This is a genomic window from Salegentibacter maritimus, from assembly GCF_016236975.1.
Lineage (GTDB): Bacteria > Bacteroidota > Bacteroidia > Flavobacteriales > Flavobacteriaceae > Salegentibacter > Salegentibacter maritimus.
Genome location: NZ_JAEHNY010000002.1, coordinates 142107 through 154918, shown reverse-complemented (window position 1 = coordinate 154918; position 12812 = coordinate 142107). Strand labels below are relative to the sequence as shown.

14 protein-coding genes are annotated in these 12812 nt (G+C 35.7%); 10 read left to right on the top strand and 4 right to left on the bottom strand.

Annotation, left to right across the window (positions count from 1 at the left end; translation table 11 throughout):
- The first annotated feature begins 1 nt into the window (after position 1).
- From I6U50_RS02660 to I6U50_RS02650, 3 genes are all read left to right on the top strand, one after another.
- Entirely contained in the window at positions 2 to 526 is a 525-nt protein-coding gene (locus I6U50_RS02660; RefSeq protein WP_232805863.1) for a DinB family protein, read from the top strand.
- The gene (locus tag I6U50_RS02655) at positions 523 to 1533 is read left to right on the top strand and encodes a YihY/virulence factor BrkB family protein (protein WP_198637757.1); all 1011 of its coding nucleotides are present in this window, start codon (positions 523 to 525) and stop codon (positions 1531 to 1533) included. Before I6U50_RS02660 ends, I6U50_RS02655 begins: the two co-directional genes overlap by 4 nt.
- Before the next feature lie 127 nt (positions 1534 to 1660).
- Entirely contained in the window at positions 1661 to 2209 is a 549-nt protein-coding gene (locus tag I6U50_RS02650; RefSeq protein WP_193709577.1) for a type 1 glutamine amidotransferase domain-containing protein, read from the top strand.
- Between the two features lie 79 nt (positions 2210 to 2288).
- Here the strand turns inward: I6U50_RS02650 and I6U50_RS02645 are convergent, their stop codons facing one another.
- The gene (locus I6U50_RS02645) at positions 2289 to 3578 is read right to left on the bottom strand and encodes a dipeptidase (RefSeq protein ID WP_198637756.1); all 1290 of its coding nucleotides are present in this window, start codon (positions 3576 to 3578) and stop codon (positions 2289 to 2291) included.
- A gap of 170 nt (positions 3579 to 3748) precedes the next feature.
- Here I6U50_RS02645 and I6U50_RS02640 point away from each other — a divergent pair, with 170 nt between their 5' ends.
- The 3 genes from I6U50_RS02640 to I6U50_RS02630 are packed head-to-tail and all read left to right on the top strand — an operon-like array spanning position 3749 to position 7112.
- Entirely contained in the window at positions 3749 to 5200 is a 1452-nt protein-coding gene (locus I6U50_RS02640) for a RimK family protein (RefSeq protein ID WP_198637755.1), read from the top strand.
- Between the two features lie 2 nt (positions 5201 to 5202).
- Entirely contained in the window at positions 5203 to 6423 is a 1221-nt protein-coding gene (locus I6U50_RS02635; protein ID WP_198637754.1) for a carboxylate-amine ligase, read from the top strand.
- The gene (locus I6U50_RS02630) at positions 6420 to 7112 is read left to right on the top strand and encodes an N-formylglutamate amidohydrolase (protein ID WP_198637753.1); all 693 of its coding nucleotides are present in this window, start codon (positions 6420 to 6422) and stop codon (positions 7110 to 7112) included. The genes I6U50_RS02635 and I6U50_RS02630 overlap by 4 nt, the downstream gene beginning before the upstream one ends.
- 262 nt (positions 7113 to 7374) lie before the next feature.
- On the opposite strand, the gene I6U50_RS02625 is transcribed toward I6U50_RS02630, so the two are convergent.
- Positions 7375 to 7788 (bottom strand): OsmC family protein, encoded by a 414-nt coding sequence (locus I6U50_RS02625; protein ID WP_198637752.1) that lies wholly within the window; start codon positions 7786 to 7788, stop codon positions 7375 to 7377.
- A 150-nt stretch (positions 7789 to 7938) separates the two neighbouring features.
- Complete coding sequence (locus I6U50_RS02620) at positions 7939 to 8370, bottom strand: FKBP-type peptidyl-prolyl cis-trans isomerase (protein ID WP_198637751.1); 432 nt, start codon at positions 8368 to 8370, stop codon at positions 7939 to 7941.
- A gap of 283 nt (positions 8371 to 8653) precedes the next feature.
- On the opposite strand from I6U50_RS02620, the gene I6U50_RS02615 reads away from it, so the two are divergent.
- The 3 genes from I6U50_RS02615 to I6U50_RS02605 all read left to right on the top strand — a co-directional run bounded on the left by I6U50_RS02615 (position 8654) and on the right by I6U50_RS02605 (position 11674).
- Complete coding sequence (locus I6U50_RS02615) at positions 8654 to 10120, top strand: Gfo/Idh/MocA family protein (protein ID WP_198637750.1); 1467 nt, start codon at positions 8654 to 8656, stop codon at positions 10118 to 10120.
- A gap of 85 nt (positions 10121 to 10205) precedes the next feature.
- Positions 10206 to 10607: a 3D domain-containing protein gene (locus I6U50_RS02610; RefSeq protein ID WP_232805862.1), complete on the top strand. Its 402-nt coding sequence runs from the start codon at positions 10206 to 10208 to the stop codon at positions 10605 to 10607.
- Complete coding sequence (locus I6U50_RS02605; RefSeq protein WP_198637748.1) at positions 10604 to 11674, top strand: transporter substrate-binding domain-containing protein; 1071 nt, start codon at positions 10604 to 10606, stop codon at positions 11672 to 11674. The genes I6U50_RS02610 and I6U50_RS02605 overlap by 4 nt, the downstream gene beginning before the upstream one ends.
- On the opposite strand, the gene I6U50_RS15980 is transcribed toward I6U50_RS02605, so the two are convergent.
- The gene (locus I6U50_RS15980; RefSeq protein WP_262894723.1) at positions 11675 to 11806 is read right to left on the bottom strand and encodes a hypothetical protein; all 132 of its coding nucleotides are present in this window, start codon (positions 11804 to 11806) and stop codon (positions 11675 to 11677) included.
- A gap of 123 nt (positions 11807 to 11929) precedes the next feature.
- Here I6U50_RS15980 and I6U50_RS02600 point away from each other — a divergent pair, with 123 nt between their 5' ends.
- Positions 11930 to 12802, top strand: a complete 873-nt coding sequence (locus I6U50_RS02600; protein WP_198637747.1) for an SMP-30/gluconolactonase/LRE family protein — start codon at positions 11930 to 11932, stop codon at positions 12800 to 12802.
- The last annotated feature ends 10 nt before the right edge of the window (positions 12803 to 12812 follow it).

Below are 12812 nucleotides of genomic sequence, written 5' to 3'. Positions count from 1 at the left end.
TATGATAGCAAATAATTTAAATTCCAATGAGTACGATGCGTACTATAATAGGTATTTAAAGAAAATCCCCGGCCACGTAGCGCTGGGGATTTTACTTTTGGAAAACAAGCAAGAGTTTCTTAGCTTTTTAGAAAAATTGAAGCCTGAAGACTTAACTTATAGTTATGCAAAAGGAAAATGGAGCGTGGCCGAAGTAATTCAGCATTTAATAGATGTTGAAAGAATTTTTCAATATAGATCGCTTACACTGGCAAGAGATCCCGGTGTAGAGTTACCCGGTTTTGATCATAATGCTTATGTAACAGCAAGCTCAGTAAAAAACAGGGATATACAATCTTTTAAAAATGAATTTATTGCGGTAAGAGATGCGGGGATTGGCCTTTATGAAAGCTTTTCGGAAGAAATGCTTACAAGTAAGGGTTTTGTAGGTGGAAGTGCTACTAGCTGCCGTGCATTAGGCTTTATTGTGGCAGGCCATACCAAACATCATATTGAGTTTTTTAAGGATAATTATCAAATTATATGAAGTTTTTTAAAACCTCATGGTCGCTTTTTAAACAGGCTTATATAAGTTGGATGCGTAACGAACCCTACGCGCGCAGTGCTACTATAGCTTATTATGCTTTGTTTTCATTACCTTCTTTATTAATTATTGTAGTGACCACAGCAGGTTATTTCTTTGGGCAGGAGGCTGTTCAGGGAAGGCTAACTTCAGAAATCAGCAATTTTATAGGAAAAGAGCCTGCAGAGGCTATAGAAAATATGATTGCCAACGCTGCACTTTCCAGTGATTCTACCTGGGCCATTATTTTTGGCGTGGGAATGCTGCTCTTTGGTGCTACCGGAGTATTTTTTCAGCTTAAAATAGCCATGAATAATATTTGGAACGTAGCAGCCAAAAAAACAGATTTTCTGGGGGTCTTGTTAGATCGGTTGATTTCTTTTGGAATGGTAATGGTTATCGGGCTTTTACTCTTGCTATCTCTTGTGATTTCAGCTTTAATTAGGGTTCTCAAAGACGAAATTGAACGATACGCGCCAAACATAACCGAGTTTATGGTTGAGTTGGCTAATTTTAGCATCTCATTCCTGGTCATTACTACTTTATTCGCAGCTATTTTTAAACTTCTTCCTGATATAAAATTACGATGGAAAATTACTTATTTAGGTGCGGCTGTGACTACTATCTTATTTTTATTGGGCGAAGCACTTATTAGTTTTTATTTTGGGCAAAGTGAACCGGCTTCGGTGTATGGTGGAGCTTCTTCGGTAGTTCTTATTTTATTATGGGTTTACTATACCTGCCTTATTTTATTTTTTGGAGCAGAATTTACCGTACAATATGCTATCCTGAAAAAAGAAAGGGTAGTACCCAATAAATTCGGGGAGCCGGCAATTTATCAGGAATTGGAAAAATTAAGTGATAAACGTACCCATTTAGAAGAAGAAAAAGATATTATAGCCACGCTTAAAAACAAACTTGATTGGAAGGAACAATCTAAAAAGAATGAGAATTCTAAACGCAAAACATAGTTCATTTTACAAATTTTAAGAGAATTAATAAAGTTTAACTTTAGAGCGCCCTCTTTTTATAATCACCTTAATATACTGTCTTTTAAGCTTATTTTACCTTCGTGCTAAACCAAAAAAAGATAGAATTATGGAAAAAAGAATTGCAATTTTAGCCACTAACGGATTTGAAAAAAGTGAATTATTTTCTCCAAAAGAGGCTTTAGAAAACGAAGGTTTTAAAGTAGATGTTATTAGCCTTGAAAAAGGTAAGATTAAAGGCTGGGAAGGCACAAACTGGTCTGGTGAAATAGAAGTAGACCGCACTGTAAAAGAAGCGAGTGCTAAAGAATACAATGCCTTGGTGCTTCCAGGTGGAGTGATAAACCCAGATCAATTAAGAAGAAACGAAGATGCCCTTGTTTTCGTTAGAGACTTTTTTAAGCAAAGTAAGCCAGTAGGCGCTATTTGCCACGCAGCATGGACCTTAATTAATGCAGAGGTTGTGGAAGGCCGTACAATGACTTCTTTTAATTCAATTAAGAAAGACCTGGAAAACGCAGGAGCCCTTTGGGTAGATAAAGAAGTAGTTGTAGATGAAGCTTTTGTAACCTCAAGAAATCCAGACGATCTTCCGGCATTTAATGCGAAGATGATTGAAGAAATTAAAGAAGGAAAACACGAGCTGCAACATGCATAATCTAGATTTTAGATAAAAATTAAAATCCTGCCCGGATATTTAACCGGGCAGGATTTTTTAGTTTTAGAAAAGGAAGAATTTATCCTTTTTGAAGTTCTGCCGCAACGGCATCAACTTCATTCATAACCCTAAGTAAGTTTTCTCCCCAAAGTTTGGCTATTTCTTCTTCGGTATATCCACGTTTTACCAATTCCATGGTAATATTTAAGGTTTCTGAAGCATCTTCCCAGCCGTCAATACCACCACCACCATCAAAATCTGAGCTTATTCCTACGTGCTCAATGCCTATTAAATCTACCATATAATCTATATGATCAACAAAATCTGAGACTCCTACAGGTGCTATTTCGGGTTTTAATAACTCCATTGCCTCAGCAGCAGCCAGCTTTACTTTTTCTTCTTTTGCGTAATAAGCGTCTTTTTCGGTAGAATTTAAATTACTTATAGCCTCTCTGTCTAAAGCTTTAAAATTTTCTTTTTTCGCTTCCTCTTCAAAAGTTTTAGCTCGTGCCGCATTAAAAGCTTTATTTTTCTCAATATCCACATAATTTTTAAAGGCAACAGTTTGTACCACGCCACCATGTTCTTTAAATAACAATAAAAGCTCGTCGTCTAAATTACGACTGTGGTTACATAATTTACGGGCAGAGGAGTGGGAGGCGATAAGCGGTGCTTTAGAAAGTTTAAACATTTGCTTAATTGCTTCCTTTGAAGGGTGAGATACATCTACCATCATTCCCAGGCGATTCATTTCTGCAATTACTTCCTTCCCTAATTTACTAAGTCCGTTATGCAGCCATTCATCGTTGGCCTCTCCGGTATTAGAATCGCTTAGCTGGCTGTGGCCCTGGTGCGAAAGCGACATATACCTGGCACCTAAATCGTAAAACTTTTCTACATTTTCAATATTATTACCTATGGGGTAGCCATTTTCAACACCAATCATAGCTACTTTCTTGCCTTCAGCAACCAAATCACGTACTTCTTGTGCGTTAGTTGCCAGGCCTATTTGTTCTGGTGCAAAATCGTTGACCAATTTATGGATGGCGTCGAACTTGCCCATAGCGTTTTCATGGGCACTTTTAAAACCTTGTTCTGAGAGCTCATCCTGGCCGGTATACACTATAAACCATGCCACGTCTAGACCACCGGCGTCCATTTTAGGAAGTGTTACCTGGCTTCCTAAATTCATGGTGTAATTTTTTTCCTCGGTAAAGTTATTAATATTGATATCGGCATGCGTATCTATGGTTATTACGTTTTCGTGAATTTCTTTTGCTTTTTTTAATAATGTTTCTCCATTATCTTGTTGAGCAACTGCAAGGTTAGCCGAAAATATTAGTGCAAGGTTAAAAAGATTTAGTTTCATAAATGATTTTTCAGTTTTGTGAGGCCTTGAAATTACTAATAAAAATTAAGGTATTAAATCCAGGTGCCAGGTTTAGAAAAAAAATAGCTTAAAGAATACTTATATGAGTAAAGAATAATGTAAAAGATATTTGTTTTTCGTGTACATTTGGTGGTATTATCATCTAATTAATGAATAAATATATTATTGTTAATAAACCTGAAGATTGGAAATTAACGCTAGATAATATAACTATTATTTCAGCTCAGACTTACCTTACCCATCCAGATTTTGCAAAACTTAAAAACGCAAGGATTTTTAATTTATGTAAGGACTATTCCTACCAATCTAAGGGCTATTATGTATCACTTTTGGCTGAGGCCAGAGGCCATTTGGCGACTCCAACGGTAAAAAATATTGTAGACCTGCGAGCACCGAAGCTGGTAAAAATTGTTTCCGAAGAATTTGATGATTTAATTCAAATTAGCTTAAAAGGTATCAAATCGCAAGAGTTTACCCTAAGTATATATTTTGGGCAAAACCTCGCACGAAAATATAAAGATTTAAGCGCGATGTTTCATAAACATTTTCAAATTCCTTTTCTAAGGGTGAGATTTAATTTTACCACCAAATGGAATATTAAAAGTATTAAGGCAATTTCTGAAGCTGAAATTCCGCCGGAACATATAGAAAGTATGCATCAATTTGCAGCTCAGTATTTTGCAAAAAAAAGGTACGATACACCTAAGAAAACCACATCGGAGTTTGACCTGGCTATCCTGGTACAAAAGGATGATATTGCACCACCAAGTAATGCTAAAGCCATTAAAAAATTTATAGAAGTAGCCGAGAAACTCAATTTTTATGTAGAAATTATTTCTCCAAAAGACCTTTCAAGATTATCGGCTTTTGATGCCTTGTTTATTCGGCAAAGTACCGAAGTAAATAATGAGGCATACGCATTTGCCAGAAAAGCCCAGCAAGAAGGCATTGCGATCATAGACTATCCAGATGCTATTCTTAAATGCTGTAACAAGGTGTATATGGCTGAAGCTTTAAATAATGCGAATATACCAACGCCAAAAACCATTATAATTCATAAAGAAAATATAGATAAGGTTTTGGAAGTAACGGGGCTTCCGGTAGTATTAAAATCACCCGATTCTACCTTTTCATTTGGGGTTAAAAAGGCAAATACTGTTGTAGAGTTTCAGGAATTGGTAACAGCGATGCTAAAGAAGTCAGAGTTGATTATTGCCCAGGAATTCAGCCCTTCAGAATACGATTGGCGAATAGGCATTTTAGATAATAAAGCTTTTTATGCCTGTCGTTATTATATGGCGAAAGGACATTGGCAAATTTATAATTGGGAAGCAAAGCAAAAAAATGATATGGATGGAAATACAGATTGCCTGCCTATTGAAAAAGTTCCAAAAAAAATTATAAATGTTGCTTTAAGGTCGGCCAAATTAATGGGAAAAGGGCTTTATGGCATAGATATTAAGGAGGTAGGCGGCAAACCGCTGGTTATTGAAATTAATGATAATCCTAACATAGATTTTGGAGTAGAAGATATTTATTATGGTGAACAAATTTATATAGAGATTTTATCGGCTTTAAAAAACCGGCTTTTAAAGAAATAAATATGAGGTATCATCTTTTTGAAGTTTTTGGAATTGAGCTGGAATACATGCTTATTAATGCTTCTAATTTTAAAGTGAACCCAATTGTAGATCAACTTTTTATTCAAAAAAAAGGGGAAATCACTTCCGATATAGCAAATGGAAAAATTGAGTGGAGCAACGAGTTGGTAGCCCACGTAGTGGAGTTAAAAACCAACGGTCCCACAACAGATTTAGAAAATTTAGACCTTCTTTTTACTGAAAACATAAAGGAAGTTAACCTACTATTAAAGGAAAATAATACCCGTTTGTTACCAACGGCTGCCCATCCTTTAATGAACCCAAAAGCAGAAACCCAGCTCTGGAAACACCATTATAATCAAATTTATGCGCTCTATAATCGAATTTTTGATTGCAGTGGCCACGGCTGGAGTAATGTGCAAAGTATGCATATTAACCTTCCTTTTTTTAACGATACTGAATTTGAAAAACTCCATGCGGCCGTTCGTTTGCTTTTACCTATTATTCCGGCTTTGAGTGCCAGCTCGCCCATTTTTGAAGGGCATGATACGGGTTTTAAAGATGCCCGCATGCAGGTATATAAAACCAACCAAAAAGAGATTCCTCTAATGACGGGAAAAGTTATTCCCGAGCAGGTTTTTTCTAAAGAAGCCTATTCTAAAATTATATTTGAACCAATTAATAAGGCGATTAAACCTTATGATACTGAAAATATTTTAGATCATCATTTTTTGAATTCTCGTGGTGCTATTGCCCGCTTTGATAGGAATGCAATAGAGGTTAGGGTTATAGATATTCAAGAATGTCCTAAAGCCGATATGGCTATAGCCATTTTGATTATTGAATCTTTAAAACTATTGGTAAATGGCGATTTAATTTCCTTAGAAGACCAAAAGAAATGGCATGAAGACGAGCTTTTTAAAATTTTCGATTCGGTTATTAAAGATGCCGAAATTACCAAAATAGAAAATCTGGCCTTTCTTAAAGTATTTGGCCTTAATAGTAAAGTTGAAGTTTTAGAAATATGGAAAATCCTATTTTCAAAAATAGAAAGTAAGCTTTCAGGTAAATATCGGAGAAATATTCAATTTTTATTGAATAACGGAAGTCTTTCCAGCCGTATTTTAAAGGCCCTGCAAGGAAATTTTTCGACTGAAAACATAAAAAAGGTTTATCTTAAATTAGCCGATTGCCTGGAGGAGAATAATTTTTTTAAGCCGTGAAACTAGTATTAACCTGTGAGCATGCATACAATAACATTCCCCGAAAATATCAGGGGTTATTTCTTAAGGCAGAAAAGATTTTAAACTCTCATCGTGGATATGATCCCGGTGCGTTAGAACTATTTAAAACATTGGAAGAACTGGCTTATTTTAGCCAGGTTCAGGAAACGGGGAGGCTTTTGGTAGAAGTAAATAGGTCTATAAAACATCCTCAATTATTTTCAGAATTCACTAAGAAATTACCTCGCCGGGAGAAGTTAGAAGTTTTAGATACATATTATTTTCCTTATCGAAATTCAGTAGAAACACAAATTTCACGTTTAATAGAAAAAGGGGAGAAGGTGCTACATCTTTCTGTTCACACTTTTACTCCATATTTAAATGAAGAGATAAGAAATACGGGTATTGGCTTGCTTTATGATTCATCAAGAAAGATGGAAAAGCACTTCTGTAAAAATTTCAAACAATACTTAAATGAACAAAATCCTCATTTAAAAATCAGGTTTAATTATCCGTATTTAGGAAAAGCCGATGGTTTTACCACCTATTTACGAAAGAAGTTTCCTGAAGATTATATGGGAATTGAATTGGAAGTTAACCAAAGCTTTGTAATTAATAACCAAATGAACTCAGCTATTAAAAAGCAAATATTTTTTGCTTTAAAAGAAGCATTTATTAATTATAAATAAGAGATTGTCTAAAACTTTATTACGTCAAGCTGAACATGTTTCAGCTTCTAATATAATTTGGTAATCATTAGCTTAGATTTTGAAATAAATTCAGAATGACGAAGTGTACACATTTTAGACAACCTCCTATAGTCTATTTACCTTATTTTAAGGTTTTTTCTGAAATTTATTGGCAGCACCAAAGGCTTTAATATCTCGAGGCTTGCCTCGAAATTAAAGAAATGTTTCTAACGAATGCCTCGTGGGCTTACCCAGAGGTAGTTTACTGGGTCAACTCAAATTCTAAGGTAATTTCGGTATCCAGTAATTTAGAAATTGGGCAATTCTCTTTTGCATCATTTGCAATATTTGCAAATTTTTCTCTTTCAATATCTTTTACCTTTGCTTTAAGGATAAGATGTGATTTTGTAACGGTGCCATCTTCAAAAGTAACCTCAGCTTTGGTTTCTAGCGTATCGGGTTCAAAACCTTCTTCTGTTAAATTTGCCGAAAGCTGCATGGTAAAACACCCGGAATGTGCCGCGCCAATAAGCTCTTCAGGATTGGTGCCTTTGCCGTTTTCAAATCGGGTTTTAAAGGAATACTGTGTATTATCTAAAATACCACTTTCAGTACTAATTGTACCGTGTCCTTCTTTTAAATTTCCTTTCCAGATTGCGGTTCCATTTCTTTTCATAATAACATTTTTTGATTTACACCTAAGATAAAAATCATTCCTGCCAGTCTCAAACTATTATAAAAACATTAACCCGTATACTTAAAAGTTTAAAAAACAAAAAGCCCGAAACCTGGAGGTTTCGGGCTTAAAAAAATAGGTTATAAAAACTTATTTGATCTCTACTACTTCAAGATCAAATACCAGGTCTTTACCTGCAAGTGGGTGATTTCCATCTACCACAATACTGTCTTCTTTTACGTCTCTAACCACAAGATTCATTTCCTGACCATCAGGGCTTTTAGAAACAAGTCCCATACCTACTTCAGGCTTAATTTCTTCGGGCAGCTGACTTTTTTGAACTTCCTGTATAAGCTCTTCTCTTGGCTCTCCGTAAGCTTCTTCTTTTGGTATATTTATAGTTTTCTTTTCGTTCACTTTCATATCGATAAGGCCTTTCTCAAAACCGGGAATTAACTGTCCCTGTCCCATAGTAAACTCTATAGGCTCACCTCTTTCTACAGAGCTGTCAAAAACCTGCCCGTCAGTTAGTTTACCTGTGTAATGTACCTTTACCGTATCATTTGCTTTTACTTGACTCATAATGTTGTTTTTCAAAATTATCATGGACATGCGAATGCAGCCCTTTAAAGTTGGCAAAGGTACAGTTATTAGATCCGCTACCAAACTATAGGCCTTATAATCCCAAAATCTTAAAAAAATATTAACATTTTGGTTTTGCTATTTTTGAATTCTTAGGTCTTCAGAGACAAGGTATTAATATTAAAATTGGATTTTTCATAATAAGTAAATACATTTATTAACTTAACTTTTATAAAATTTTAGATTAAGTAGAACCTGTTATAATTAAAAATTTCCATTAAATATGAAGAAAAAAGAATCCCCAAAACCCAATTCCAGAAGGAGTTTTATAAAAACTACAGCCTTAGCTACAGCTGGAATTAGTATTATCCCCAGACACGTAATGGGTGGTCCCGGCTTTACAGCTCCTAGTGATAAATTAGTAGTTGCAGGAATTGGTGTGGGTGGAAAAGGAGAGAGTGATATTTATAGTTTTTACAAATCTGGAAAGGCCGAAATTGGCTTTCTATGTGATGTAGATAAGAGTAGGGCTGCAAAATCTATAGCAAGGTTCCCCAAAGCAAATTTTTATACCGATTTTCGTGAAATGTTAGACAAAGAGGCAAAGCATATAGATGCGGTTTCAATTTCTACCCCAGACCATGGCCATGCCGTGCAGGCTATGGCTGCTATGGAGCTAGGAAAACCGGTATATGTGCAAAAACCTTTAACCCATGATATTTATGAGGCCAGGCAATTAACCGAAGCAGCTCAAAAATATAAAGTGGTAACACAAATGGGAAATCAGGGGGCTTCTGGTGACGGTGTTAGAAAAGTTCAGGAATGGATAGATGCCGGTCTTATTGGAAATGTAAAGACAGTTTATGTTTGGACAGATCGCCCGGTTTGGCCCCAGGGAATTCCCTGGCCAAAAGATAAAAATACCAAAGTTGCCAAAGATTTGGATTGGGATTTGTGGTTAAACACCGCACCTTATAAGAAATATAGAGAAGGCTTGGTGCCATTTAACTGGCGCGGTTGGTGGGATTATGGTACCGGAGCTTTAGGCGATATGGGCTGTCATTTAATTGAAGTACCCTATAGGGTTTTGGGCCTTGGACATCCAAAAGATGTTCAGTGTAGTGTTGGAAGCGTATATGTAGATGAATTTAAGAGAGGTTATTTCCCCGAAAGTTGCCCACCATCCAGCCATGCGATCATGACTTTTCCAAAAACGGAAAAAACAACTGAAGACGTGACCATTCATTGGATGGACGGCGGAATTAAACCTAAAAGACCGGAAGAGCTTGGACCAAATGAAACTTTTGGAGACGGTGGAAATGGCGTTTTATTTATTGGGGATAAAGGTAAGCTTATGTGCGGTACTTATGGTAGAAACCCTCGCTTGTTACCTACTTCAAAAACCGATGAAGTAAACGTGGCAGAAACATATAAACGAGTACCTGGAGGAGAGGAAGGACATTACGCACAATGGGTAGAAGGAGCTATTGCCGGTTATGGAAAAATGGAATTGAGTTCTCCATTTGAAATTGCAGGGCCTTTAACCGAGACCTTGCTTATTGCTAATTTGGCTATTAGAGGCTACGATGTTAGAAATGAGAAAAAACGTGCCAACGGAGATCGTTATTTTGAATATCCTGGAAGGGATATAAAAATGCTATGGGATTCAGAAAATATGAGGGTAACGAATTTTGATGAAGCAAACCAGTTTGTACGTAGAGATTACCGCGATGGTTGGAAATTAAGTTAGAATTTTAATTTAAAAATTATAAGTTATGAAAGCTGGAGTATTTATATGCATGCTTATATTTTACTTCAGCTTTTTAGCTTGTAAAATGAATAGTGAAAATTCGAAAGAATCAACTATAGTTTGGGACACATTAGAGGTTACCGCTTCAGCATATAATTCTTTGAGCTGGCAAACAGGGGCGGGCGGTGCCAACATAACCGCATGGGGTGATACCCTAAGGCCCGGTTTAAAAGCCATTGCAGTTTCCAGGGATTTAATTAAAAAAGGCTTGGACCACAACACTAAGGTTAAAATTGAAGGTTTTGACAGTATCTTTCTTGTGAAAGATAAAATGCATTATCGCTGGAAAAATAAAATAGATATTTATATGGGGGAAGATGTAAAAAAAGCCAGGAATTTTGGTCGGAAGAAATTAAAAATCTATTATGAGGTTTTACCCGACTCAATTTCAAATAATACAAAAACAGAAAAAGATAATTTTAAATGATTAAAAAGTACTTCTTTCTATTTAGTCTCTTAATTTCAAGTTTAAGTTTTAATGCGCAGCAACCGGCAGATAGCCTGGAACTTTCTAAAAAAATTCTTATTGGAATAACACCAACTCCGCCATTTGTAATGCAAGAGAATGGACAATATGCCGGTTTAAGTATAGATTCCTGGGAATTGATAAATGAAGAGATGGGGATGGATTATGAGTTTAAAGAATATAGTTCGCTGGCAGAACTATTGAACGGCATAGAAAACAAAGAAGTAGATTTTAGTATTAACCCGGTAACGGTTACCGATAGCCGCATGAAACGAATGGACTTCTCCCAGCCTTATTTTATTTCCCATACAGGAGTGGCTAAAAGAAGTGAGTCTCAAATATTCAATTACCTGGCAAATTTATTTAGTTGGAATTTTATATCTGCAATCCTAATTCTACTTGCCGTGATCTTTATTTTTGGCTTTTTGGTATGGATTTTTGAGAGAAAGAAGAACGCCGAAGAATTTGGAACAGGTACAAGGGGTATACTTCAGGGGTTTTGGCGGAGTGCAGTAACAATGACTACCGTTGGCTATGGGGATAAATCTCCCAGAACCACCGGTGGACGTGTAATTGCGCTAATATGGATGTTTATGGCTATAATAATAATTTCAAGTTTAACTGCAGGAATTGCTTCATCTTTAACAGTACAAACCATGAACGATGAAATAAATTCGGTACAGGACCTTTCAAAATTTAATATAACCAGCGTAGAAAGCAGTAGTGCACAAGAGTTGCTAAGTCTTTATAATATAGATCATTCTAAGGTAGCCAATGAAAAACAAGGTATTAAGCGTTTAGAAAATGAAGAAACAAAACTCTTTGTATACGATGAGCCTATTTTGAGATATGAAATTAAAAGAAGCGGCCTGGAAGATGAAATAGAAATTTTACCTAAAACGCTAAAAAAAGATTATTATGCTTATAGTTTTCCAAAAGATTCAGAGCTGGTAGATGAGATTAATCCAGTGCTTATTAGTGTACTAAAAACTATGGAATGGAATAGTATTATGAGCAAATACGAGTAATTACCCTAATCCCAAATACCCGAGAATTATCCAAAGTATTATAAAGGCTACTATAATTCCAAAACACCCGCAACCACCGCCCAACTTTTTGGCGCCCCAACCGGCTAAAATAGCTCTTATAATATTTTTCATAATTATATTATTGAAATAACTAAATTAATTCAAAAGTCTTCTTGAAATTAAATATTGGTAAATATTTAGCAGTATTTTAGCTAAAAACTTAAATTTCTGATTCTGAAATTAAAAATTAACAGGATGAACACACAACTTAAATTGCTTTTAATAACCCTTTTTCTGAGTAGTGGCGTTTATGCGCAAAGTACTGAGGCCAGTTTAATTAAAAAACTGGAAGGTTTTAGTCATCCGGAATCAGTGGTTTTTGATGTAAATACAAATGAATTTTATATTTCAAATATGGCCGATAGAAAAGATGGAGATGGTTTTATTTCCAGAGTTTCGGCTGTAGGAGAAATTATAGACCTAAAATGGATAACCGGATTGAGAGACCCGAAAGGTTTATTGGTAAAGGAAGAAACACTTTATGTTACCAATAATACCGAACTTGTTGAAATTAGTATTCCTAATGAAAGCATTCTTAGAAGAATTCCCGTTGAAGGTGCCAAATCACTAAATGATATAACTGTAGATGAAACGGGAAATATCTTTATTTCTGATTCAGGTAAAAGTGCTATTTATTTAATGCCCGGTAAAGCTTTAGATTTAGTGATTCCGGAGGCGAAAGAAGGAGAGATCATCGAGTATTTAAATAGCAAAAGGCTGGAGTATGTTAACGGGCTTTTTGCACAGGATAAGCAGCTTTATGCGGCCGCGTGGGGAGAGAACGAAAATGGTAATTTTTTAAAAATAGATATAGATACCCGTGAGATAACAAAGATTTCTAAAAATAGAATAGGAAATCTAGACGGTATACAACCGGCAGGGCAAGAAGCCTTTTACCTATCTGATTGGGCAAGTGGGAAAATATACCTGGCAGGAAAAAACGGCGACCTAACCGAAGTCCTAACTTCAGAAAAAAGTGCCGGAGATATCTTTTTCGATACCAACGAAAATCAGCTTATTTTACCTATGAACCATCAAAATGCTGTATGGTGGTATCAACTTAAATAAGTTTAGATAG

Excerpts from the sequence above, each read along its gene's own strand:
- I6U50_RS02660 (WP_232805863.1), top strand. The coding sequence starts at position 2 with ATGATAGCAAATAATTTAAATTCCAATGAGTACGATGCGTACTATAAT.
- I6U50_RS02655 (WP_198637757.1), top strand. The coding sequence starts at position 523 with ATGAAGTTTTTTAAAACCTCATGGTCGCTTTTTAAACAGGCTTATATA.
- I6U50_RS02650 (WP_193709577.1), top strand. The coding sequence starts at position 1,661 with ATGGAAAAAAGAATTGCAATTTTAGCCACTAACGGATTTGAAAAAAGT.
- I6U50_RS02645 (WP_198637756.1), bottom strand. The coding sequence starts at position 3,578 with ATGAAACTAAATCTTTTTAACCTTGCACTAATATTTTCGGCTAACCTT.
- I6U50_RS02640 (WP_198637755.1), top strand. The coding sequence starts at position 3,749 with ATGAATAAATATATTATTGTTAATAAACCTGAAGATTGGAAATTAACG.
- I6U50_RS02635 (WP_198637754.1), top strand. The coding sequence starts at position 5,203 with ATGAGGTATCATCTTTTTGAAGTTTTTGGAATTGAGCTGGAATACATG.
- I6U50_RS02625 (WP_198637752.1), bottom strand. The coding sequence starts at position 7,788 with ATGAAAAGAAATGGAACCGCAATCTGGAAAGGAAATTTAAAAGAAGGA.
- I6U50_RS02620 (WP_198637751.1), bottom strand. The coding sequence starts at position 8,370 with ATGAGTCAAGTAAAAGCAAATGATACGGTAAAGGTACATTACACAGGT.
- I6U50_RS02615 (WP_198637750.1), top strand. The coding sequence starts at position 8,654 with ATGAAGAAAAAAGAATCCCCAAAACCCAATTCCAGAAGGAGTTTTATA.
- I6U50_RS02610 (WP_232805862.1), top strand. The coding sequence starts at position 10,206 with ATGAATAGTGAAAATTCGAAAGAATCAACTATAGTTTGGGACACATTA.
- I6U50_RS02605 (WP_198637748.1), top strand. The coding sequence starts at position 10,604 with ATGATTAAAAAGTACTTCTTTCTATTTAGTCTCTTAATTTCAAGTTTA.
- I6U50_RS15980 (WP_262894723.1), bottom strand. The coding sequence starts at position 11,806 with ATGAAAAATATTATAAGAGCTATTTTAGCCGGTTGGGGCGCCAAAAAG.
- I6U50_RS02600 (WP_198637747.1), top strand. The coding sequence starts at position 11,930 with ATGAACACACAACTTAAATTGCTTTTAATAACCCTTTTTCTGAGTAGT.